The sequence below is a fragment of the Cupriavidus oxalaticus genome (assembly GCF_004768545.1).
GTDB lineage: Bacteria > Pseudomonadota > Gammaproteobacteria > Burkholderiales > Burkholderiaceae > Cupriavidus > Cupriavidus oxalaticus_A.
This window is the reverse complement of record NZ_CP038635.1, coordinates 2,011,340-2,032,226: the sequence shown is the minus strand read 5'-3', so window position 1 is coordinate 2,032,226 and position 20,887 is coordinate 2,011,340. Positions and strand designations below refer to the sequence as shown.

Genomic DNA, 20,887 nt, shown 5'->3' with positions numbered 1-20,887 from the left:
ATAACGAAGCTACCAAGGAGAATCGACGATGTCTGCACGTATGGTTTCGCCCCGATGGATGGCCGGCGCCTTTGCCGCCGGCACGCTCGGCATGCTGGCCGCCGCGCCGGCCTTCGCGGCCAAGGATGCGGTGATGGCGGTGTATTCCACCTTCACCACGCTGGACCCGTACGACGCCAACGACACGCTGTCGCAGGCAGCCAGCAAGTCCTTCTACCAGGGCCTGTTCGGCATGGACAAGGACATGAAGCTGGTCAACGTGCTGGCCGACAGCTATGACGTCAGCAAGGATGGCCTGGTCTACACCATCAAGCTGAAGAAGGGCATCAAGTTCCACGACGGCACTACCTTCGATGCCGCCGCCGTCAAGGCCAACCTGGACCGCGTCACCAACCCGGCCAACAAGCTCAAGCGCTATACGCTGTTCAACCGTGTCGCCAAGACCGACGTGGTCGATGCCAATACCGTCAAGGTCACGCTGAAGGAGCCGTTCTCGCCGTTCATCAACGTGCTGGGGCATCCGTCGGCGGTGATGATCTCGCCGGCCGCGCTGCAGAAGTACGGCAAGGAAATTGCCTTCCATCCGGTCGGCACCGGCCCGTTCGAGTTCGTCGAATGGAAACAACCCGATCACCTGAAGGGCAAGAAGTTCGCCGGCTACTGGAAGACCGGCTACCCGAAGATCGATTCCATCACCTGGAAGCCGGTGGTCGACAACAACACCCGCGCCGCCATCATGCAGACCGGCGAGGCGGACTTTGCCTTCAGCATCCCGTTCGAGCAGGCCGCGGTGCTGAAGAGCAGCGCCAAGGTCGATCTGATCTCGTCGCCGTCGATCATCCAGCGCTACCTGAGCCTGAATACCACGGTCAAGCCGTTCAACGACCCGAAGGTGCGCCAGGCCATCAACTACGCCATCAACAAGGACGCACTCGCCAAGGTGGCGTTCGCCGGCTATGCCGTGCCGGCCGAAGGCGTGGTGCCCCCGGGCGTGGACTTTGCCGAGAAGCTGGGCCCGTGGCCGTATGACCCGGCCAAGGCGCGCGCGCTGCTGAAGGAAGCCGGCTACCCGAACGGCTTCGAGACCACGCTGTGGTCGGCGTACAACCACACCACCGCGCAGAAGGTGATCCAGTTCGTGCAGCAGCAGCTGCAGCAGGTCGGCATCAAGGCGCAGGTGCAGGCGCTGGAAGCGGGCCAGCGCGTCGAAAAGGTCGAGAGCGTGCAGAAGCCGGAAGACGCCGGCGTGCGCATCTACTACGTGGGCTGGTCGTCGTCGACCGGTGAATCGGACTGGGCGCTGCGTCCGCTGCTGGCTTCCGAGTCGATGCCGCCCAAGCTGCTGAACACCGCCTACTACAAGAACGACCAGGTCGATGCGGATATCGCCGGCGCGCTGCGCACCACCGACCGCAGCGAGAAGGCCCGCCTGTACAAGGACGCCCAGGAACGCATCTGGAAGGATGCGCCGTGGGCCTTCCTGGTGACGGAGAAGGTGCTGTTCGCGCGCAGCAAGCGGCTGACCGGGGCGTATGTGATGCCGGACGGGTCGTTTAATTTTGATGAGATTGATATCAAGCAGTGAGGGGTGTGAGGGCAGGCGCTTGCAGCACCGCGAAGCCGCGCTCTGCCACAACCCACCCAACCTAGCAGTAAAGCAGTAAGCCGATGGTGGCCGCCTGCCCGCGTCGCGGGGTCGCAGGCAGGCGGCCTGCGGCCTTTCTTCATGGTGTGCAATGCTGAACTACTTCCTCAAACGAGTGCTGGGCGTGATCCCCACGCTGCTGATCGTGGCAGTGCTGGTGTTCCTGTTCGTCCACCTGCTGCCGGGCGATCCCGCGCGGCTGGCGGCGGGCCCCGAGGCCGACTCGGCTACGGTCGAGCTGGTGCGCAAGGACCTGGGCCTGGACCGGCCGCTGCCCGAGCAGTTCGTCAACTTTTTCTCCAATGCGATCCGCGGCGAGTTCGGCAATTCGCTGCGCACCAAGCGCCCGGTGAGCGAAGAGATCGGCGACCGCTTCATGCCCACGCTGCTGCTGACGGTGGCGTCGATGGCGTGGGCGGTGGTGTTCGGCATGGTGATCGGCATCGGCTCGGCGGTATGGCGTAACCGCTGGCCGGACCGGCTGGGCATGACGCTGGCGGTCTCGGGCATCTCCTTCCCGGCCTTTGCGCTCGGCATGCTGCTGATGGAGGTGTTCTCCGTGCAGTTGGGCTGGCTGCCGTCGATCGGCGCCGACACCTGGAAACACTACGTGCTGCCGTCGATCACGCTCGGCGCCGCGGTGGCGGCGGTGATGGCGCGCTTTACCCGCGCCTCGTTCGTCGAGGTGCTGCAGGAAGACTTTATCCGCACCGCCCGCGCCAAGGGCGTGCGCGAGACGGCGGTGGTGGCCAAGCATGGCCTGCGCAACGCGATGATCCCGGTGGTGACGATGATGGGCCTGCAGTTCGGCTTCCTGCTGGGCGGCTCGATCGTGGTCGAGAAAGTGTTCAACTGGCCCGGCCTCGGCCGCCTGCTGGTCGATGCCGTCGAGATGCGCGACTACCCGGTGATCCAGGCCGAGGTGCTGCTGTTCTCGCTCGAATTCATCCTGATCAACCTGGTGGTGGACATGCTCTACACCGTGATCAATCCCACCATCCGCTACAAGTGAGGCCGGCATGACTGAGCTTTCCACGCCCGCCGCAAGCGAAGCGGCACCCGCAACGGCCCCGGTGCCGGAGGCCGTGCGCACGCCCTGGACCGAGTTCTGGCGCAAATTCCGCAAGCAGCACCTGGCGCTCGGCGCCGGCGTGTTCGTGCTGCTGCTGGTGCTGGTCGCCGTCCTGGCGCCGCATATCGTGCCATACGACCCGGAGAATTTCTTTGACTACGACGCGCTCAACGCCGGCCCGTCGGCTGCGCACTGGATGGGCGTCGATTCGCTCGGGCGCGATATCTTCAGCCGCATCCTGGCCGGGGCGCGCATCTCGCTGGCAGCGGGTTTCCTGTCGGTGATCATCGGCGCGGTGATCGGCACCGTGCTGGGCCTGCTGGCCGGCTACTACGAGGGCTGGTGGGACCGCATCGTGATGCGGATCTCCGACGTGCTGTTCGCCTTCCCGGGCATCCTGCTGGCGATCGGCATCGTCGCCATCCTCGGCAACGGCATGACCAACGTGATCTTTGCCGTGGCGATCTTCAGCATCCCGGCGTTCGCGCGGCTGGTGCGCGGCAATACGCTGATGCTGAAGCGGCTGACTTACGTCGAGGCCGCACGCAGCATCGGCGCGTCGGACTGGACCATCCTGATGCGCCATATCCTGCCGGGCACGGTGTCGTCGATCGTGGTGTATTTCTCGATGCGGATCGGCACCTCGATCATCACCGCGGCCAGCCTGTCGTTCCTGGGGCTGGGCGCGCAGCCGCCCACGCCGGAGTGGGGCGCGATGCTGAACGAGGCCCGCGCGGACATGGTGACCGCGCCGCACGTGGCGATCTTCCCGAGCCTGGCGATCTTCCTGACCGTGCTCGCGTTCAACCTGCTTGGCGACGGCCTGCGCGACGCGCTGGATCCCAAGATCGACCGCCGCTAAAGCCATGCAGACATCGACGCAGGGCGTGCCGCGCATCGGCAATCTGCCGGCGGGACCGCGCGACAGCATCGCCGACGTGCCGGGCGTGACCGTGGGCCACTGCACGCTGGCGCAGGATGCAGTGCAAACGGGCGTCACCGTGATCCGCCCGCATGGCGGCGATGTGTATCGCGACAAGGTGCCCGCTGCGGCTACCGTGCTGAACGGCTTCGGCAAGAGCGTGGGGCTGGTGCAGGTGGAGGAACTGGGCGTGCTGGAGACGCCGGTCGCGTTGACCAACACCTTCTCGGTCGGCGCCGTGGCGCAGGCGCAGATCCGCGCCGCCGTCGCCGCCAACCCGGAGATCGGGCGCGCGTGGCCGACCATCAATCCGCTGGTGTTCGAATGCAATGACGGCTACCTGAACGATATCCAGCGCATGGTGGTGGACGGCAGCCACTATGACGCGGCGCTGGCCGCTGCCGGCCAGGAGGTGGCGCAGGGTGCGATCGGCGCCGGGCGCGGCATGTCGTCGTTCGGCGTCAAGGGCGGCATCGGCACGGCCTCGCGCATGGTGTCGTGCGTCGCGTCGGGCTATTGCGTCGGCGCGCTGGTGCTGGCCAACTTCGGCACGCCGGAATCGCTGACGCTGGCGGGCAAGCTGCTCGGGCCGCAGCTGGTGCAGCGGCTGGCGCAGCCCGACGCTGGGGCACAGCCTGAAAAGGGCTCGATCATCATGGTCGTGGCCACCGACGCGCCGCTGGACGCGCGCCAGCTGCGCCGGCTGTCGCTGCGCGCGGGTGCGGGGCTGGCGCGCACGGGGTCGGTGTTCGGGCATGGCTCGGGTGATATCGCGCTGGCCTTCTCGACCGCCTATACCGTCCCGCACCAGGCGGACCGTGCGATGCCATCGGTCGCCATGCTCCACGAAACGCTGCTCGACCCGCTGTTCCGCGCCGCCGCGGACAGTGTCGAGCAGGCCATCGTCCATGCGCTCTGGCATGCGGCGACGGTGCAGGGCCGCGACGGCCATGCCCGCCGCGCCTTGCTGGAGGCCATGCCAGAACTGCGCCAGTCGGCCTGATGAAGATCCTGATTTCCACCGATATCGAAGGCGTCGCCGGCGTCTTCCACGCCGAGCAGACCCGCCCCGGCAACGGCGAGTACGAACGCGCCCGCGCCTGGATGACCGCCGAGGCCAATGCCGCCGTCGCCGGCGCCTTTGCCGGCGGCGCCACCGAAGTGCTGGTCAACGACTCGCATGGCGGCTTCCGCAACCTGTTGCCAGACCAGCTCGACCCGCGCGCGCGGCTGGTGCTCGGCAAGCCGCGCTACCTCGGCATGATGGCCGGCATCGAGGACGGCGCCGACGGCGTGCTGATGATCGGCTACCACGGCCGCGCGCAGAGCCGCGGCGTGCTGGCGCACACCATCAACAGCAGCGCCTTTGCCCGGGTCTGGCTCAACGGCATGGAACTGGGCGAGGCGGGACTCTACGGCGCGATGGCCGGGGAGCTGGGCGTGCCGGTGCTGATGGCCAGCGGCGACGATGTCTTCGTGCACGAGACCCGGCCGCTGATGCCGTGGGTGCGCTTTGCCGAGACCAAGCGCGCCGGCGGCTTCGGCAGCGGCACCACGCTGTCGCCGGCGGCGGCGCGCGAGGCGATCCAGGCGGCCGCGGCCGACGGCGTGCGCGCCGCGGCACAGGCGCAATGCCTGCGGCTCGACACGCCGGCCGACGCGCGGGTGAGTGCCCGGCTGCAGACCCTGACGCCGGCGCATGCCGACCTGTTTTGCCAGTGGCCGACGCTGGAGCGCCTGGACGGCGTGACCCTGGGCTTCCACGCCGATTCCGTGCAGGCCGCCGTGCGCATGCTCAACTGCCTGTCGGCGATGTCGTTCATGCTGAAGTAGCGCCTGCTCGGCAGCGGATCGTGCGGATCGCGCGGATCGGCGACAATAGCGGGTCCGCAGCCAACCCAGCCAACCGGCGCTACGCATTCGCATGACCCAGGCACACGACGGGGGCTGGATCCCCGTACGCAAGGACTTCGTCGACGTGGACACCCGCTGCCAGGCGCGCGGCAACAGCCGCCGGCACCACGGTTTCCCGCACGGGCAGGCCTATATCCTGCGCGACGCCGCCGGGCACGAGTACCCGTTCGGCGAGGACTGCGCCCGCGCCGCGGTGGCGCATCCCGGGTTGCTGCTGCAGGTGCCGGACTACACCGAGCGCGACGTGGTGCCCCGCACAGCCTTGCCCGATCCTGTCCCCGCCGGCGCCCGGCGCGGAGGGGGCGGACGGCGCAGCGCGGCGGAAACCGCGGCGGCCGAGCGCCTGGCCGCCATCCGCTACCTCGTGCTGCGCATGGAAAAAGTGGCCGCCGTGCCTCGCGTGCAGCCCACCGTGCGCTTTCCCGCGCTGGACCCCGTCTACGAGCAATACCTGCGCACCGGCGACGTGGCCACCGCGCAGGTGCGCCGGATCCTGGCAATCGAGCGTGCGCCCAGCACGCCGCCGCGGCTGCGCGCCACCAACCTGCTCGACGTCTATACCGCCCACGTCAAGCTGGAGCGCCTGATCGCCGCGTCCAACAGCGTCGACAACATCCGCTTCCTGCGCGGCCTGCACGACTGGCTGGCGCGCCACCTGGTGCTGACCGCCGGCCAGCTGGCCGCGGCAGGGATCGAGATGCATCCGCAGGCCTTCACCTCGCCCGGCATCTGGGGCGCGGGGACGGAAGCGGCCGGCCCGGCAGTCCCGGCACACTCGGCGCCGGCCGACCCGAACGGCTCGCTGTTCTAGCCACGGCTGGCAGAACCGGCGGAAAAGGCGTCTAATCTCCAGCATCGCCATCCGCCGGTGACGCCATGAGCCCTTTTTCGCGCAGCTACGCCGAAGCCCGCCAGAAATTCCTCGATGCCGCGCGCGCGGCCGGGGCCGACCTGGCGCAGTTCCCGCATCCGACCCGCCGCGGCAGCGCCGGCGAGGACCTGGCGATCGACGTGGCGCAGGTGGGCGCGCCCGGTGCGCGGCAGTGCCTGATGGTGACGTCCGGCACCCATGGCGCCGAGGGCTTCGCCGGCTCCGGCGCGCAGATTGCGATGCTGAACGACACCGCGCTGCTGGCCGATTGCGCCGCGGCCGGCACCAGCCTGCTGCTGGTCCATGCCATCAATCCCTACGGTTTCTCGCACCTGCGCCGGGTCAACGAAGACAACGTCGACCTGAACCGCAACTTCATGGATTTCTCGCAGCCGCTGCCGCACAACGGGCCCTATGCGGAGATCGCGCCGCTGCTGCTGCCGGCGCAATGGCCGCCGTCGGACGCCGACCAGGCGCAGCTGATGAAGACCGTCGCCGAGCGCGGCATGGCGTGGTACCAGGCCGCGCTGAGCGGCGGCCAGTACCAGGACCCGGACGGCATGTTCTTCGGCGGCAACAAGGCGACCTGGAGCAACTACACGCTGTGCCGCATCCTGGCGCGCTTCGGCGCCGGGCGCGGGGCGCTGCGCTGGATCGACGTGCACACCGGCCTGGGGCCGTGGGGCTACGGCGAGCCGATCCACATGGGCCCGGACACGCCCGAGTCGCTGACGCGCACGCGCGCGATCTGGGGCAGCCGGGTGACGTCGATCTATGATGGCTCGTCGACCTCGGCCAACCTGACCGGGCTGGCCTGGCATGCGGTGCCGCAGACGCTGCCGGGGATCGACTATGCCGGCATCGCGCTGGAGTTCGGCACGCTGCCGGTGGGCGAGGTGCTGGACGCGCTGCGCGGCGACCACTGGCTGCACCAGCACCCCGAGGCGGACGAGAACCAGCGCGCGCTGGTGCGCCGGGCGATGTGGCAGGCCTTCTACGGCGATGCCGACGACTGGCGCGACGGCGTGGTGGCGCAGGTGACCGACGCCGTGCGCAGCACGCTGGCCGCGGCTTGATCGTGGCTAGAGCGCGGCCGGATGGCACTCAGCCTGCGCATTCGAAATCCTTCACTACAGGGCGTAAGCCGCTTCTGGTAATGTCTCGGACTTGGCTGTAGAGTGCCGCCAAAGGCACCGCTGGCGGGTCGCGTCAGCGCGGGCCGGGCAGTCACGACGAAACGCCACAAGAAACGCCACAAGAACAAGACGGAAGGGGTTCCCGGCCTGCCAGCGGCGCCGCTTCCGGCATCAGCTCGGCGGGAGGCCGGCGCGATGACGCTCTACGAACTCAAGCCCAGGTTCCAGGCATGGCTGCGCCCGGTGGTGCAGGACCTGGCCGATCGCGGCGCCACCGCCAACCAGGTCACGGTCGCCGCGGCCGCCGGTTCCCTCGCGGTCGGCGTGCTGGCCGCCATCGGCATGCTGGTGAGCGAGAGCCCGGCGCTGTTCCTGCTGTTTCCCCTCTGGCTGTTCCTGCGCATGGCGCTCAATGCCATCGACGGCATGCTCGCGCGCGAGCACGGCCAGCAGAGCGCGCTCGGTGCCTACCTCAACGAACTCGGTGACATCGTCTCGGACCTGGCGCTGATCCTGCCGCTGGCGGCGCTGCCGGACTTCGGGCTGGCGCAGGTCGGCACCTTTGCGCTGCTGGCGGTGATGGTCGAGGCCGCCGGCCTGGTCGGCCCGCTTGCCGGCGCCAGCCGGCGCTACGACGGCCCGCTCGGCAAGAGCGACCGTGCCTTCGCGGTCGGGGCCATCGCGCTGTGGGCGGGGCTCGGCCTGGGTTTCGGCGGTGCCGCTTCGTGGCTGTGGCTCGCGCTGTCCTTGCTGTCGCTGTACACCATCACCAATCGCGTGCGCCGCGGCGTTGCCGAGGCGCGTGCCCGCACCGCAGGCTGAGCCCATGGACCGAGCCGCTATCCGCCAGCCGCAGGAGCGGCATTTCCAGACCCATGACGGCCAGGCGCTGTTCTACCGCCACTGGCCGGCGGTGGAGGGCCCGGCGCGCGGCGCCGTGGTGCTGTTCCACCGCGGCCACGAGCATTCCGGCCGGGTCGCCCACCTGGCCGACGAGCTGAACCTGCCGGGCTACGACATCTTTGCCTGGGACGCGCGCGGCCACGGCCGCTCGCCAGGCGAGCGTGGCTACAGCCCCAGCCTGGCGGACTCGGTGCGCGACATCCAGACATTTACCCACCATATCGCCGAGGCGCACGGCATCCCGCTGGAGCGCACCGCGGTCATCGCGCAAAGCGTCGGTGCAGTGCTGGCCGCCACCTGGGTGCACGATTACGCGCCGCCGATCCGCGCGCTGGTGCTGGCCTCGCCGGCGTTCAAGGTCAAGCTGTACGTGCCGTTCGCGCGGCCGGGGCTGAAGCTGATGCACCGGCTGCGCGGCAGGTTCTTTGTCAACAGCTACGTCAAGGCGAAGTTCCTGACGCACGATCCCGAACGCATCGCCAGCTACGACACCGACCCGCTGATCACACGGCCGATCGCGGTCAATATCCTGCTCGACCTGTACGAGACCGCCGAGCGCATCGTCGCCGATGCCGCCGCGATCACGGTGCCGACGCAGCTGCTGATCTCCGGCGCGGACTGGGTGGTGCACCACGGGCCGCAGGACCGCTTCTACGAGCGGCTGGGCGCGCGCACCAAGGAACGCATCGTGCTGGACGGGTTCTTCCACGACACGCTGGGCGAGCGCGACCGCAAGCTGGCGGTGGACGCGGCGCGGCGATTTATCGTGCGCGAGTTCGACACGCCGTCGGCGCCGCGCTCGCTGCTCGATGCCGACCAGATCGGCCCGTTCCGGGAGGAGTCGGACCGGCTGGCGTCGGCGCCGGGCGGGCTGGCGGCGTGGTACTGGCGCGCGGCGCGCGCCAGCCTGAAGCTCGGCGGGATGCTGTCGGACGGCGTGCGGCTTGGGCACGAGACCGGTTTCGACTCGGGCTCGACGCTCGACTACGTTTACCGCAATACGCCGTCGGGACGCGGCCCACTGGGCCGGCTGGCCGACGAGCAATACCTCGGCGCCATCGGCTGGCGCGGGATCCGCCAGCGCAAGGTCCACGCCGAAGCGCTGATCGCCCAGGCTGTGCGGCGGCTGCATGCGGCCGGCATGCCGGTGCGCATGGTCGACATCGCCGCCGGGCACGGTCGCTATGTGCTGGAGGCGCTGGGCGCGCTGGACGGCGGTGCGGCCGAGGTGGAATCGATCCTGCTGCGCGACTACAGCCAGCTCAACGTCGACCAGGGCAGGGCGCTGATCGCGGCCAAGGGACTGCAGGGAGTCGCCCGCTTCGAACAGGGCGATGCCTTCGACGGCGACGGCCTGGCCGCGCTGACGCCGGCACCGACGCTGGCCGTGGTATCGGGCCTGTACGAGCTGTTCCCGGAAAACGCGATGGTGCGCCGCTCGCTGGAAGGCCTGGCGCGCGCGTTGCCGCCGGGCGGCTATCTGGTCTACACCGGCCAGCCCTGGCATCCGCAGCTTGAATTCATCGCCCGCGCGCTGACCAGCCACCGCGGCGGCGCAGCGTGGGTGATGCGGCGCCGCTCGCAGGCCGAGATGGACGAACTGGTGCGCGCCGCCGGCTTCGACAAGGTGACCCAGCGTATCGACCCGTGGGGCATCTTCACCGTCAGCCTGGCGCGCAGGCGCGCAGCATGAGCACGCTGCCCGCTGGCGCGGCTGAGGCGGCTGCCGCGGCATCCCGCGGCGAACGTCCGTGGCGGCTGGCCTGCCTGCTGCTGGCGCTGGCCGGCGCGTTTTTCTTTTCCAGCTACGGCTTTGCCAACTGGCTTGCGAGCCAGCGCGCGCAGGTGCCGTCAGTCTATTTCGGCTGGGAGCGCGGCATCCCGTTCCTGCCGTGGACCATCATCCCGTATTGGTCGATCGATCTGCTGTACGGCATCTCCTTTTTCCTGTGGCGCACGCGCGCTGCGCTGGTCGTGCACGTCAGGCGGCTGGTGCTGGCGCAGCTGGTCTCGGTGGCGTGCTTTATCGCGTTCCCGCTGCGCTTCAGCTTCGAGCGGCCGCAGGCGGAGGGGCTGCCGGGGCAGCTGTTCGCGCTGCTGGGCGGCTTCGACCTGCCGTTCAACCAGGCGCCGTCGCTGCATATCAGCCTGCTGGTGATCCTGTGGGTCGCGTACGCGGCGCACCTGCGCGGCGGCTGGCGCTGGCTGCTCCATGGCTGGTTCGCGCTGATCGGCGTGTCGGTGCTGACCACGTGGCAGCACCACGTGATCGACGTGCCGACCGGGGCGCTGGCCGGCTGGCTGTGCGTTTACCTGTTCCCGATGCGGCTGCCGGGCGTTGCGATGGGAGTGCCCGATGCGCGCACGCGCCAGCTTTCGCGGCGCTATGGGATTGGCGCAGTCATGGCACTGCTGTGCGCGGTGCTGGCGGTGGGAGCCTCCGTGATGCTGGCGTTCCTGCTGCTGTGGGCGGCGCTGGCGCTGGCCTGCGTTGCCCGCATCTACGCGCTGGCCGCGCCGGCCTGGTTCCAGAAGCATGCCGACGGCACGATGGCGCAGGCGGCATGCTGGGTGCTGGCGCCATACCTGCTCGGCGCGTTCCTGAATTCGCGCTGGTGGACGCGGCGCGCGCCGCAGGCCAGCCGCATCGCAGACGGCGTCTGGGTCGGCCGCTTCCCGACCGATGCCGAACTTCGCGCACTGGGCGCTGACGCCGTGCTGGACCTGAGCGCCGAATTGCCGCGCGCCGCAACCGAGCCGGGGCTGGCCTATCGCTGCGTGCCGGTGCTGGACCTGACCGTGCCGACCGCGCAGCAACTGGAGCAGGCCGTGGCGCAACTCGACGCGTGGCACGCGCAAGCGCGCCGGATACTGGTGAGCTGTGCGCTGGGCTATTCGCGCAGCGCGCTGGTGGCGGCTGCATGGATGGCGCGCCGGCAGGGACTGCGCGGCGCCCCGGCGGCACTGGCCGCATTACGTGCACACCGACCCGCGGTGGTGCTGGGGCGCGAGCACGCCGAGGCGCTGCAGGCGTGGCTCGACCAATATCCGACCCCGGAGGCTGCCGATGGCCACTGACGCCGCACACAGTGGTTCCTCCGAGGCCTGGATCGCGCACGCCGTCACCGGCGCGCTGTCCGGTGCGCTATGGATCGGCGTGGCCGGACTGGCCTTCGCGCTGGCTTCCGCCTGGCTGTCTGCCGGCCCCGCACTGTCTGCACTGCCGTTGCTGGTGGCACCGGCCCAACTCTGGCTGCTGCTGCGCGTGGCGATCGACCGGCGCCTGTTCGATGCGCTGGCCGCTTCGGCCGACCGCGAGGGCCAGGCGGACCTGGCCGGACTCGACGGCGCGCTGACCGGACTGGGCTGGATCACACCCGGCCGCACTGGCCGTTCGCTGCCCGAACGCGCGCGCGGCGCGATGCGGCTGGTGCGCGCCAGCGTGGCACTGGCCGCAGTCCAGCTGTGCCTGTCCCTGCTGATCTTGCTGCTGAGGTAAACAACACCATGTGGATCGCCCGCGCCACCGCGCGCGCCATCATCGCTTTCGCCCGCCTGCTGACCGGCATGCGCGCCAACTGGCAGGGCTGCTTTCCCGCCGCGGTGCAACGCGTGTACTTTGCCAACCACAGCAGCCATGGCGACTTCGTGCTGATCTGGGGCTGCCTGCCGCCCGACCTGCGCGCCGGCACGCGGCCCGTGGCCGGCGCCGACTATTGGGACTGTTCGCCGCTGCGGCGCTTTATCGGCCGCGACGTATTCCGCGCGCTGCTGATCGACCGCACGCACAGTGATCCCGGCAGCGATCCGGTGGCACTGATGCGCGGCGCACTGGAAGGCGGCGATTCGCTGATCCTGTTCCCCGAGGGCACGCGCAATACCACCGATGCACGGCTGCTGCCGTTCAAGAGCGGCATCTACCACCTGGCGCGCGCGTGCCCGGCGGTGGAGTTCGTGCCGGTCTGGATCGACAACCTCAACCGCGTGATGCCCAAGGGCGAAGTGGTGCCGGTGCCGCTGCTGTGCACCGTGACTTTCGGCCAGCCGCTGCTGGTGGCCGACGGCGAGGACAAGGAGAGCTTCCTGTCCCGCTGCCGCGACGGCCTGCTCGCGCTAGCCCCCGAACTGGACTGATGACCATGCCGACCACGCCAACGTTGCATTGGAGCCATGAAACCTGGCTGCTGTTCGGCGGCCTGTTTGCGGTGCTGCTGCTCGCCTCCACCGTGACCGCGCTGCTGCGCTGGCGCGTGGCCGGCGGCGGGCAGCACGCGGTGATCGACAACCTCGCGCAGCGCGTCAATGCCTGGTGGTGGATGATCGGCGTCATGGGGGCGGCCTTCGCGCTGGGCCGCACCGCGGTGATCGTGCTGTTCTTCCTGCTGTCGTTCTTCGCGCTGCGCGAGTTCGTCACCATCACCACCACGCGCCGCGGCGACCATCGCGCCATCGCCGCCGCCTTCTTCGTGTTCCTGCCGCTGCAGTACGTGCTGGTCTACACCGGCTGGTATGGCATGTTCTCGATCCTGATCCCGGTCTATGCCTTCCTGTTCCTGCCGATCCTGGCGGCGCTGTCGTCCGAGACCACGCGCTTCCTGGAGCGCTGCGCCGGGGTGCAGTGGGCGGTGATGATCTGCGTGTTCTGCATCTCGCACGTGCCGGCGCTGCTGACGCTGCCGATCCCGGGCTTCGAGGGCCGCAACCTGCTGCTGATCGCCTTCCTGGTGATCGTGGTGCAGGGCAGCGACGTGCTGCAGTACGTGTGGGGCAAGCTGTGCGGCAAGCGCAAGATCGCGCCGCTGCTGTCGCCGTCAAAGACGGTGGAAGGGTTTGTCGGCGGCGTGGCCAGCGCCACCGCACTGGGCGCGGCGCTGTGGTGGATCACGCCGTTCACGCCGTGGCAGGCCGGGCTGATCGCGCTGGCGATCGCGCTGATGGGGTTCCTGGGCGGGCTGGTGATGTCGGCGATCAAGCGCGACCGCGGCATCAAGGACTGGGGCCACATGATCCAGGGCCACGGCGGCATGCTCGACCGGCTCGACTCGGTGGTGTTCGCCGCGCCGGTGTTCTTCCATATCACCCGCTACTGGTGGGTGCCCTGAGCCGCGCCTTCAGATCTCCATTTCCTCGCACCACTTGACCACCGCGTCGCGGAAGTCCTGGCAGATCGGCGACAGGTAGCCGCCGGCGCGCCACAGCACCGCCAGTTCATGCTGCCACGACATGCCCGGCCCGGCGATCGCCTGCAATCCCTGTCCCTCGGCCTGCTTCAGGATGCGCGGCGGCATGATGCCGAGCAGGTCCGAGTGCCGCAGCAACTCGCCGAACGCGACCGGCGAGGCCGTGCTTTCCACCGCGACGCGCGGCGGCGGCAGGCCCACCGAGGTGAATCGTTCTTCCAGCCACTGGCGCAGGTACAGCGAACTGGCCGGCACGGCCCAGCGCTCTTCGGTCAGGTCGGCCAGCGTACGGAAGCTGTCGCGGCGCGGATGCGCCGCGCGGCAGACGATCTGCATGGTCAGCGGCCCCAGTGGCAGCCAGTCGATGTCCTCAGGCACGCTGGCCGGGCGCGCGGCCAGGATCAGGTCCGCGTCACCGTTCTGCAGCACCGCCATCAGGCGCGCGCTCAGGTGTGTCTCGATCGAGAACACCGCCAGCGGGCGGCTGACGAAGAACTGCGCCAGCAGCGGCGACAGCAGCGACGGCACCAGGTACGGGATGGCGCCGAGCCGCACGGTGCCGGCGCGCGCCAGGCGTTGCTCGGCCAGTTCGTTGCGCAGGTCGGTCGCCGCCAGCGAAATCTTGCGCGCATGGGCCAGCAGCGTCTTGCCGACGCTGGTCGGCACCAGCCCGCGCGGAGTGCGCTCGAACAGCGGCATGCCGGCCTCGGCCTCCAGCCGCGCCAGCGTCTTGGACAGGCCGGACTGGGTCATGCCGAGCGTGTCGGCCGCGCGATGCAGGTTGCCGTGTTCGCTGACTACCAGGAAGGCTTCTAGATCCTCGAATCGCATGGGATAGGTGCCGGCCTGGCAGCGTGCGGAGAGTGCCGGCCATTGTAGCGCGGCGAGGGGGCCGCGCCGCGGCATTGACGCACTGCGCCATGCCTGGCAGGACTCGAACTGTGCCGCGCAGGAATCGATCGTGCCGCGCTGGTGCCCTAGACTGCGCTGGCATCCCTCGCATCGCCAGCGGCTGGCGGGCAACACAGAAGGGAGCCACGACAGGAGACACCGACCATGCCGACTCTTCGCTCGCGGCTGCGCGCCGCCATGCCCGCCATCGTGCTGGCCACGTTCGCAGTCTCTGCGCACGCGGCCGATGCACCCGATGCCGATCCCTATCCGTCGCGGCCGCTGACCATCGTCGTGCCGTCCGTGGCCGGCAATGTGAACGATGCCGTGGCGCGGCTGATTGGCCAGGAGCTGACCAGGACCTGGGGCCAGCCGGTCATCGTCGACAACAAGCCGGGCGCGGGCACCACCACCGGCACCAAGCACGTCGCGCGCGCCGCGAAGGACGGCTATACCGCGCTGCTGACCTTCACCGCGCACGTGCAGAACCCGTCGCTGTACCCGCGCATCGGCTATGACCCGATCACCGATTTCACGCCAGTCAGCGAGGTCGCGATCTCGTCGACCATCCTCGCCGTGTCGCCGGATTTCCCGGCGCGCACGCTGCCGGAGCTGGTGGCGCTGGTCAAGGCCAATCCCAACAAGTACCCGTACGGCTCGTACGGTGCCGGCACCACTGGCCATATCCTGGGCGAACTGTTCAAGCGCGAGGCCGGGCTGCAGATGGATCACGTGGCCTACAAGGGCGGTGTGCCGCTGGTCACGGACCTGGCCGCCGGGCATGTGAAGATCGGCTTTGTGCCGGTGGGCACGGCGATGGCGCTGCTGCAGGGCGGCAAGCTGATCCCGGTGGCCATGGCCGGGGCCGAACGTTCGGCGCTGCTGCCCGGGGTGCCGACCTTCCGCGAGGCGGGCTACAAGGGCTTCGAGCCGGATGCGTGGATGGGCCTGCTGTTCCCGGCGGGCGTGCCGAAGGCGCGGGTCGAGGCGCTGTCGCGCGAAGTGGCGCGCATCGTGCGCATGCCGGAGATCGCAAAGAAAATGCAGGACCTGAACCTGGTGCCGGTCGGCGGCACGCCGGAAGCCTTTGCCACGGTGCTGAAGAGCGACCGCGACAAATGGAGCCGCATCATCCGCGATGTCGGCATTACGCTGGAATGACAGGACTGACGATGCAAGAGGACGATTACCTGGGGCTGGTCTGCTCGCGCTGGTGCCACTGGAGCGAACTCGAACTGCAGCGCATCCCGCGCCGGCCGCTCGGGCGGGGGCAGGTGCGCATCCGCGTGCGGCATGCGGGCGTCGGGTTTGCGCTGAGCCTGTTCGTGTCGGGCAAGTACCAGCGCAAGCCGCCGCTGCCGTTCACGCCGGGCACCGAGGCGGCGGGCGAGATCCTGGAGGTGGCGCCGGACGTGACGCGGCTGCGCGTGGGCCAGCGCGTGGCGGCGGCGCTGGACTGGGGCGGCTTTGCCGAAGAAGTGGTGACGACTGCCGACACGGTCTATCCGGTGCCGGACGGGCTTGAACTGGCGCACGCCGCGGCGTTGCCGGTCACCTACGGCACAGTGTGGGCCGCGCTGGCGTGGCGCGCCGCGTTGCACCCCGGCGAGACCATGCTGGTGCACGGCGCCAGCGGCGCGCTCGGCACGGCTGCCGTGCAGGTGGGCAAGCTGATGGGCGCGCGCGTGATTGCCACCGCCAGCACCGATGCCAAGCGCGAGGCGGCACTGGCCAACGGCGCGGCGCACGCGCTGCCTGCCGATGCGGCCACGCTGGCGGCCTCGGTCAAGGCGCTGTGCCCGGCGGGCGGGGCCGACGTGGTGTTCGATCCGGTCGGCGGCGACCTGTTCGATGCCTCGCTGCGCTGCGCGGCACCGGGCGCGCGGCTGCTGTCGATCGGCTATGCCAGCGGTCGCATCCCGGAAGTGCCTGCGAACCTGCTGCTGGTCAAGAACCTGTCGATGATCGGCTTCAACTACGGCTACTACATCGGCTGGGGACTGACCGACGAGCGCCAGCGCTTCGCGCCGCGCGTGCAGCAGGTGGTCGAACAGATCATGCAGGCGGTGGCGAGCGGCAAGCTGGCGCCGCCGGTGCTGCAGCACTTCCCGCTGCGCGACTGGCTGGCGGCGGTCGACACCACGATGTCGCGCCGCGCCATCGGCAAGGTCATGCTGGATATCTGAAACGCGGAGGAAGGACCAGATGCAATCCGAACAAGACGCCGCGCTGCTCGACGGCCTGACGGTGCTCGACCTGAGCCAGGGGATCGCCGGGCCGTATTGCGGGCTGGTGCTGCGCCAGCAGGGCGCGCGCGTGATCAAGGTGGAACCGCCGGGCGGCGACTGGTCGCGCAATATGGGCCGCATCCGCGCCGGCCAGACCGCGATCGCGGTCGCGTGCAATGCCGGCAAGCAAAGCGTGCTGCTGGATGCGCGCACCGACAGCGGCCGCGCCGCCATCGCACGGCTGGCCGCACGTGCCGACGTGGTGATCCAGAACTTCCGCCCCGGCGTGGCCGAGCGCATGGGCGTGGGCTACGAGGCGCTGGCGGCGCGCAACCCGGCGCTGGTCTATGTGTCGATCACCGGCTACGGCCATGCCGGCCCGATGGCGGCGCTGCCCGCGGTCGATACCACCGTGCAGGCGGTCAGCGGACTGATGCACCTGAACCGCGACGGCGCGGGCCAGCCGCGCCGTATCCCGTTCTTCCTGATCGATCTCAGCACCGGGCTCTATGCCGCCCAGCATGCCTGCGCGGCATTGTTCAGGGCCGCGCGCCATGGCAAGGGACGCCATGTGAAGCTGTCGCTGCTGGAGACCAGCGCTGCGCTTCAGTCGTACCTGCTGGTGGACGATGCCATGTTTCCCGACGCGGAAATGGCCGCGGCCAATGCGCCGACGGGATTGTTCGCCGCAACGGACGGCATGCTCTATATCAGCATGCTCAACGACGCGATGTTCGTGCGGCTGGCACGCCTGCTGGGCTTTGACGACTGGCTCGGCGATGCCGCGCTGCGCACCTGTGCCGGCCGGTTGCCGCGCGCGGCGGAACTGAACCGGCGCGTGGCGCAGGCGGTGGCCGCGCAGCCGCTCGCGCACTGGGAAGCGCAGCTGACCGAGCATGACGTGCTGTTCGGCCGCGTCAGCCACGCCAGCGATTTCCTGGGGAGCGAGCAATGCCGGCAGGCAGGGGTCTTCGGCCGCCTGGCGCTAGAGGGGATTGGCGAGGTGCCCTGGGCCAACCTGCCGGGGATGGCAGGCATGGTGCGGCCCGAGGGCAATGCGCCCACGCTGGGGCAGCACACCGAAGCGGTGCTGGCGGAGTTCGGCATCAGCGCCTGAACCTCAGCGACTGACATTGCCGCGCGGAAAAAGAAAAACGGACGGTGCGCGATTGCGTACCGTCCGTTTCCTTTGTGCGTTGGTAGGCTCGATTGGACTCGAACCAACGACCCCCACCATGTCAAGGTGGTGCTCTAACCAGCTGAGCTACGAGCCTAGCGAAGCCGCAGATTATAGGTATGCCTCCGCGATTGCGCAAGCACCTTCGCAAACTTTCTGCGATTGTGCTGCGCGCACCGCGTCAGCATGCTTTGCATCGAGAGCTCAGGCCTGCGTCAGCCGGTCGCGCAATTCGCGCTTGAGCACCTTGCCGATGGCACTGCGCGGCAGGCTGTCGACCACGTGCAGTTCGGCCAGCCGCTGGGTCTTGCCCAGCCGCTCGTTGGCCCAGGCCAGCACGTCCTGCGCCGTGGCGCCGCTGCCCGCGCGCAGCGCGACGAAGCCCACCGGCGTCTCGCCCCAGCGCTCCGACGGCACGCCGACCACCGACACCTCGGCGACCGCCGGGTGCTCGCGCACCACCGCCTCGATATCGCTGGGATAGATATTGAAGCCGCCCGAGATGATCATGTCCTTCTTGCGGTCGAGCAGCACCAGGAAGCCGTCTTCATCGAAGCGGCCGATATCGCCGGTGCGGATAAAGCGATTGCCCTGCGCATCGTGCCATTCGGTCTCGGCGGTCTTTTCCGGCTGGTTGTGGTAGCCGTTCATCATCGCCGGCGAACGGCCGACCACTTCGCCGGTGCTGCCCGGCGGCAGCTCGCGGCCTTCGTCGTCGATGATGCGGATGTCGGCGTTCGGCGCAGGGCGGCCCACCGTGTGCAGCTTGTCGGGGAACTGGTGCGCGTGCAGCAGGCAGCTGCCGCCGCCTTCGGTCATGCCGTACAGCTCGGTCAGCCCGCCGGGCCAGCGGCGCAGCACCTCGGCCTTCAGCGCCGGGCTGAACGGCGCGCTGGTGCAGAACTTCTGCCGGAAGGACGACAGGTCGTGGCGGTCGAAGTCCGGATGCGCCAGCAGGCGCTGGTACTGCACCGGCACCAGCATGGTGTGCGTGACGCGGTGCTGCTGCGCCAGCGCCAGGTACTTGCCCGCATCGAACTTGGCCATCAGGATCGCCGTGCCGCCCAGGCCGATGGTCGGGAAGAAGCTGGCCAGCGTGGTGTTGGAGTACAGCGGCGTCGACAGCAGCGTGACCGCGTCGGTGCCGTAGCCCGTGGCCGCGCCGCGCGACACGTGCGCCCAGCGCATGCCGTGCGACTGCACGATGCCCTTGGGCTTGCCGGTGGTGCCGGACGAATAGATGATGTTCAGCGGCATTTCCGCGCGGATCTCGGGCTCCTGCACCGGCGTGCCGGCGGGGGCGAGCCAGTCCGCATACGGCTGGCCGCCATCGCTGCCATCGAGCGTGACGAGGGGCGTGCCCGCCAGTTGCGCGCGTACCGGCTGCAACGCGGCAGCGACCGCGGCATCGGTGAAGAGGATGCGCGCGCCGGAGTCCGCGACCATGCCGGCCAGGCTCTCCGCCGTGGACGATGGCGCCAGCGGTGCCACCACCACGCCTGCGCGCACCGCGCCGAGATAGACCGCGGCGTATTCGATCGACGAGTTCGCGCAGATCGCGATGGCCTCGCCCGGGCGCACGTTGTCGCGCGCCAGCGCCGCGGCGATGCGGTCCATGGCGGCGTCCAGCCCGGCGTAGTCGAGCACGCGCCCGTCATGCATCAGCGCGCGCTGCGTGGGGCGTTCGGTGGCATGCTCGCGCACGAGCACGGACATGGTGGTGAAGGGGCGGGCAAGCGGCGCGGGCTGGGTGGGCTGCGTGGGCTGGTTGGGCGTCTGGGTCATGTCGGCAAGTTCATGTCGCAAGAACGGAGCGGGCGCCGGCATCGCGGCGCCCGCCGGGAAGCGGTTACTGTATCTGCGCGCCGGAGTCCTTTACCACTTTGCTCCAGCGGTTGATCTCGGCATCGATATGCGTGCGCAGCGCCGCCGGCGTGGAGCCGACCGGTTCATAGCCATTGGTTGCCAGCGAGGCCTTCAGTTCGGGCTGGCGCAGCACGGTGGCGATCTCGGTGCTGAGGCGGTCGACCACCGGCTGCGGCGTGCCGGCCGGCGCCAGTACCGCATACCAGCCGGTGATGCTGATGCCCGGCACGCCGGCTTCGGCCAGCGTCGGCACGTCGGGCGCGACCGCGGCGCGCTGGCTGCCGGTCACCGCCAGCGCGCGCAGCTTGCCGCTCTTCACGTGCGGCAGCGTGGTGGAGATGCTGTCGAAGGTCAGCTGGACCTCGCCCGACAGCATCGCCGTCACCACCTGGGCGCTGCCCTTGTACGGGACATGGGTCATCTTGATGCCCGCGACGGAATCGAACAACTCGCCCGCCAGGTGCCCGGTGTTGCCGTTGCCGGCCGAAGCAAAGGTCAGCTTGCCGGGGTTGGCCCTGGCCTCCGCGATCAGCTCCTGCACGTTGTTCGCGCGCAGCGACGAGCTGCCGGCCAGGATCATCGGCAGGTTGGCCACCAGCGACACCGGCGCGAAGTCCTTGCGGGTGTCGTACGGCAGCTTGGGATAGAGGCTGGCATTGATGGCATGCGCGGCCAGGACCATGATCAGCGTGTACCCGTCCGGCTTGGCGCGCGCCAGCGCCTGCGTGGCGATGGTGCCGCCGGCGCCGGGCCGGTAGTCGAGCACCACCGGCTGGCCCAGCTTTTCCTGCAGCCTGGCGGCCACCGGGCGCGCCAGCAGGTCGGCGCTGCCGCCGGGCGGGTAGGGGATCAGCAGCTGGATCGGTCGCGCGGGCCAGGTCTCGGCGCCGGCGGTGAACGGCACGGCCAGCGAGCCGGCGGCCAGCATGCCGGCCAGGCCTTGCACGAGCCATGCACGGCGGCCCCGGACGGGGCGCAGGGATGATGCCATCGATGTGTCTCCTTGTTGTGCGGCCGCGGGCGCGGCCGCCGTCCCATGTTGCGGGCTGGGACGCCGGTGTCACAAACGGTAAAGCGGGATG

19 protein-coding genes and 1 tRNA gene are annotated in these 20,887 nt (G+C 69.5%); 16 read left to right on the top strand and 4 right to left on the bottom strand.

What is annotated here, in order from left to right; genetic code table 11:
- The first annotated feature begins 28 nt into the window (after positions 1 to 28).
- The 13 genes from gsiB to E0W60_RS20125 all read left to right on the top strand — a co-directional run bounded on the left by gsiB (position 29) and on the right by E0W60_RS20125 (position 13,565).
- Positions 29 to 1,585, top strand: a complete 1,557-nt coding sequence (gsiB, locus tag E0W60_RS20185) for a glutathione ABC transporter substrate-binding protein GsiB (RefSeq protein ID WP_133096349.1) — start codon at positions 29 to 31, stop codon at positions 1,583 to 1,585.
- Positions 1,586 to 1,736: 151 nt separating this feature from the next.
- Positions 1,737 to 2,657: a glutathione ABC transporter permease GsiC gene (gene gsiC / locus E0W60_RS20180; RefSeq protein ID WP_133096348.1), complete on the top strand. Its 921-nt coding sequence runs from the start codon at positions 1,737 to 1,739 to the stop codon at positions 2,655 to 2,657.
- A 7-nt stretch (positions 2,658 to 2,664) separates the two neighbouring features.
- Entirely contained in the window at positions 2,665 to 3,579 is a 915-nt protein-coding gene (gsiD, locus tag E0W60_RS20175; protein ID WP_063237910.1) for a glutathione ABC transporter permease GsiD, read from the top strand.
- Between the two features lie 4 nt (positions 3,580 to 3,583).
- Positions 3,584 to 4,642, top strand: coding sequence for a P1 family peptidase (locus tag E0W60_RS20170; RefSeq protein WP_135705398.1), 1,059 nt, complete (start codon positions 3,584 to 3,586; stop codon positions 4,640 to 4,642).
- Positions 4,642 to 5,472, top strand: coding sequence for a M55 family metallopeptidase (locus tag E0W60_RS20165; RefSeq protein WP_135705397.1), 831 nt, complete (start codon positions 4,642 to 4,644; stop codon positions 5,470 to 5,472). Before E0W60_RS20170 ends, E0W60_RS20165 begins: the two co-directional genes overlap by 1 nt.
- A gap of 91 nt (positions 5,473 to 5,563) precedes the next feature.
- Entirely contained in the window at positions 5,564 to 6,364 is an 801-nt protein-coding gene (locus tag E0W60_RS20160) for a hypothetical protein (RefSeq protein ID WP_135705396.1), read from the top strand.
- A gap of 65 nt (positions 6,365 to 6,429) precedes the next feature.
- The gene (locus E0W60_RS20155; protein ID WP_135705395.1) at positions 6,430 to 7,500 is read left to right on the top strand and encodes a M14 family metallopeptidase; all 1,071 of its coding nucleotides are present in this window, start codon (positions 6,430 to 6,432) and stop codon (positions 7,498 to 7,500) included.
- Positions 7,501 to 7,755: 255 nt separating this feature from the next.
- Positions 7,756 to 8,382, top strand: coding sequence for a CDP-alcohol phosphatidyltransferase family protein (locus E0W60_RS20150; protein WP_133096343.1), 627 nt, complete (start codon positions 7,756 to 7,758; stop codon positions 8,380 to 8,382).
- 4 nt (positions 8,383 to 8,386) lie between these two features.
- Positions 8,387 to 10,156 carry a bifunctional alpha/beta hydrolase/class I SAM-dependent methyltransferase gene (locus E0W60_RS20145; RefSeq protein WP_135705394.1) on the top strand — a complete coding sequence of 590 codons (1,770 nt, stop codon included), beginning with the start codon at positions 8,387 to 8,389 and terminating at the stop codon, positions 10,154 to 10,156.
- Positions 10,153 to 11,541 carry a phosphatase PAP2/dual specificity phosphatase family protein gene (locus E0W60_RS20140; protein WP_135705393.1) on the top strand — a complete coding sequence of 463 codons (1,389 nt, stop codon included), beginning with the start codon at positions 10,153 to 10,155 and terminating at the stop codon, positions 11,539 to 11,541. The genes E0W60_RS20145 and E0W60_RS20140 overlap by 4 nt, the downstream gene beginning before the upstream one ends.
- Complete coding sequence (locus tag E0W60_RS20135; RefSeq protein WP_135705392.1) at positions 11,531 to 11,962, top strand: hypothetical protein; 432 nt, start codon at positions 11,531 to 11,533, stop codon at positions 11,960 to 11,962. The genes E0W60_RS20140 and E0W60_RS20135 overlap by 11 nt, the downstream gene beginning before the upstream one ends.
- 8 nt (positions 11,963 to 11,970) lie before the next feature.
- Entirely contained in the window at positions 11,971 to 12,597 is a 627-nt protein-coding gene (locus E0W60_RS20130) for a lysophospholipid acyltransferase family protein (RefSeq protein WP_133096339.1), read from the top strand.
- 5 nt (positions 12,598 to 12,602) lie between these two features.
- Positions 12,603 to 13,565: a phosphatidate cytidylyltransferase gene (locus E0W60_RS20125; RefSeq protein ID WP_135705391.1), complete on the top strand. Its 963-nt coding sequence runs from the start codon at positions 12,603 to 12,605 to the stop codon at positions 13,563 to 13,565.
- A 9-nt stretch (positions 13,566 to 13,574) separates the two neighbouring features.
- Here the strand turns inward: E0W60_RS20125 and E0W60_RS20120 are convergent, their stop codons facing one another.
- The gene (locus E0W60_RS20120) at positions 13,575 to 14,474 is read right to left on the bottom strand and encodes a LysR family transcriptional regulator (RefSeq protein WP_133096337.1); all 900 of its coding nucleotides are present in this window, start codon (positions 14,472 to 14,474) and stop codon (positions 13,575 to 13,577) included.
- 225 nt (positions 14,475 to 14,699) lie between these two features.
- Between E0W60_RS20120 and E0W60_RS20115 the strand changes: the two genes are divergently transcribed.
- From E0W60_RS20115 to E0W60_RS20105, 3 genes are read left to right on the top strand one after another with little or no spacing between them, the layout of a single operon-like run.
- Positions 14,700 to 15,695 (top strand): tripartite tricarboxylate transporter substrate binding protein, encoded by a 996-nt coding sequence (locus tag E0W60_RS20115; protein ID WP_135705390.1) that lies wholly within the window; start codon positions 14,700 to 14,702, stop codon positions 15,693 to 15,695.
- Between the two features lie 11 nt (positions 15,696 to 15,706).
- On the top strand, positions 15,707 to 16,720 hold the full coding sequence (locus E0W60_RS20110) for an NADPH:quinone oxidoreductase family protein (protein WP_133096335.1): 1,014 nt from the start codon (positions 15,707 to 15,709) through the stop codon (positions 16,718 to 16,720).
- A gap of 19 nt (positions 16,721 to 16,739) precedes the next feature.
- Positions 16,740 to 17,879 (top strand): CaiB/BaiF CoA transferase family protein, encoded by a 1,140-nt coding sequence (locus E0W60_RS20105; protein ID WP_135705389.1) that lies wholly within the window; start codon positions 16,740 to 16,742, stop codon positions 17,877 to 17,879.
- A gap of 80 nt (positions 17,880 to 17,959) precedes the next feature.
- On the opposite strand, the gene E0W60_RS20100 is transcribed toward E0W60_RS20105, so the two are convergent.
- The 3 genes from E0W60_RS20100 to E0W60_RS20090 all read right to left on the bottom strand — a co-directional run bounded on the left by E0W60_RS20100 (position 17,960) and on the right by E0W60_RS20090 (position 20,796).
- Positions 17,960 to 18,036: transfer RNA gene (locus tag E0W60_RS20100), tRNA-Val, on the bottom strand.
- 107 nt (positions 18,037 to 18,143) lie between these two features.
- Positions 18,144 to 19,724, bottom strand: coding sequence for a class I adenylate-forming enzyme family protein (locus E0W60_RS20095; protein ID WP_135705388.1), 1,581 nt, complete (start codon positions 19,722 to 19,724; stop codon positions 18,144 to 18,146).
- Positions 19,725 to 19,788: 64 nt separating this feature from the next.
- Positions 19,789 to 20,796 carry a tripartite tricarboxylate transporter substrate binding protein gene (locus E0W60_RS20090; RefSeq protein ID WP_135705387.1) on the bottom strand — a complete coding sequence of 336 codons (1,008 nt, stop codon included), beginning with the start codon at positions 20,794 to 20,796 and terminating at the stop codon, positions 19,789 to 19,791.
- Between the last annotated feature and the right edge of the window lie 91 nt (positions 20,797 to 20,887).

Excerpts from the sequence above, each read along its gene's own strand:
- gsiB (WP_133096349.1), top strand. The coding sequence starts at position 29 with ATGTCTGCACGTATGGTTTCGCCCCGATGGATGGCCGGCGCCTTTGCC.
- gsiC (WP_133096348.1), top strand. The coding sequence starts at position 1,737 with ATGCTGAACTACTTCCTCAAACGAGTGCTGGGCGTGATCCCCACGCTG.
- gsiD (WP_063237910.1), top strand. The coding sequence starts at position 2,665 with ATGACTGAGCTTTCCACGCCCGCCGCAAGCGAAGCGGCACCCGCAACG.
- E0W60_RS20170 (WP_135705398.1), top strand. The coding sequence starts at position 3,584 with ATGCAGACATCGACGCAGGGCGTGCCGCGCATCGGCAATCTGCCGGCG.
- E0W60_RS20165 (WP_135705397.1), top strand. The coding sequence starts at position 4,642 with ATGAAGATCCTGATTTCCACCGATATCGAAGGCGTCGCCGGCGTCTTC.
- E0W60_RS20160 (WP_135705396.1), top strand. The coding sequence starts at position 5,564 with ATGACCCAGGCACACGACGGGGGCTGGATCCCCGTACGCAAGGACTTC.
- E0W60_RS20155 (WP_135705395.1), top strand. The coding sequence starts at position 6,430 with ATGAGCCCTTTTTCGCGCAGCTACGCCGAAGCCCGCCAGAAATTCCTC.
- E0W60_RS20150 (WP_133096343.1), top strand. The coding sequence starts at position 7,756 with ATGACGCTCTACGAACTCAAGCCCAGGTTCCAGGCATGGCTGCGCCCG.
- E0W60_RS20145 (WP_135705394.1), top strand. The coding sequence starts at position 8,387 with ATGGACCGAGCCGCTATCCGCCAGCCGCAGGAGCGGCATTTCCAGACC.
- E0W60_RS20140 (WP_135705393.1), top strand. The coding sequence starts at position 10,153 with ATGAGCACGCTGCCCGCTGGCGCGGCTGAGGCGGCTGCCGCGGCATCC.
- E0W60_RS20135 (WP_135705392.1), top strand. The coding sequence starts at position 11,531 with ATGGCCACTGACGCCGCACACAGTGGTTCCTCCGAGGCCTGGATCGCG.
- E0W60_RS20130 (WP_133096339.1), top strand. The coding sequence starts at position 11,971 with ATGTGGATCGCCCGCGCCACCGCGCGCGCCATCATCGCTTTCGCCCGC.
- E0W60_RS20125 (WP_135705391.1), top strand. The coding sequence starts at position 12,603 with ATGCCGACCACGCCAACGTTGCATTGGAGCCATGAAACCTGGCTGCTG.
- E0W60_RS20120 (WP_133096337.1), bottom strand. The coding sequence starts at position 14,474 with ATGCGATTCGAGGATCTAGAAGCCTTCCTGGTAGTCAGCGAACACGGC.
- E0W60_RS20115 (WP_135705390.1), top strand. The coding sequence starts at position 14,700 with ATGCCGACTCTTCGCTCGCGGCTGCGCGCCGCCATGCCCGCCATCGTG.
- E0W60_RS20110 (WP_133096335.1), top strand. The coding sequence starts at position 15,707 with ATGCAAGAGGACGATTACCTGGGGCTGGTCTGCTCGCGCTGGTGCCAC.
- E0W60_RS20105 (WP_135705389.1), top strand. The coding sequence starts at position 16,740 with ATGCAATCCGAACAAGACGCCGCGCTGCTCGACGGCCTGACGGTGCTC.
- E0W60_RS20095 (WP_135705388.1), bottom strand. The coding sequence starts at position 19,724 with ATGACCCAGACGCCCAACCAGCCCACGCAGCCCACCCAGCCCGCGCCG.
- E0W60_RS20090 (WP_135705387.1), bottom strand. The coding sequence starts at position 20,796 with ATGGCATCATCCCTGCGCCCCGTCCGGGGCCGCCGTGCATGGCTCGTG.